Consider the following 415-nt stretch of genomic DNA (forward strand, 5'->3'; position numbering starts at 1 on the left):
GCATCGAGCGCCACACCCTCGCCGCGCAGCCTGGCGCGCAGTTCGAGTATCTCGGCGACGAGCACCTTTTCACGATCCCAACGCTGCTGCGCCGCAGCCAGGGCGATCTCGCTTTCGGCAAGCCCGGTGTCGACGCGCGCCTGCCGTTCAGCCACCTCGATGCCGATCGCGGCCTCGCGCCCGATGATGCCGCGCTCGACCTCCAGAGCCTGGCGGCGGCGCATGATGTCCTCGACCTCGGCTGGCGTAGCATGCTGCGATATGGCGACACGGGCGCAGGCGGTGTCGAGGAGGCTCACCGCCTTGTCAGGCAGTTGCCGTGCCGGGATGTAGCGATGCGACAGGCCGACTGCTGCCTCGATCGCCTCGTCGAGTATCTGCACCTTGTGGTGTTGCTCCAGAACCCCTGCCACAC

At 67.7% G+C, this 415-nt stretch carries 1 pseudogene; it reads right to left on the reverse strand.

Annotation, left to right across the window (positions count from 1 at the left end):
- Positions 1-415, reverse strand: a pseudogene (locus EN991_RS39560) (type VI secretion system ATPase TssH); the annotation flags it as partial.

Origin of the sequence: Mesorhizobium sp. M7A.F.Ca.US.005.03.2.1, assembly GCF_003997795.1 — a bacterium.
Classification (GTDB): Bacteria; Pseudomonadota; Alphaproteobacteria; order Rhizobiales; family Rhizobiaceae; genus Mesorhizobium; species Mesorhizobium ciceri.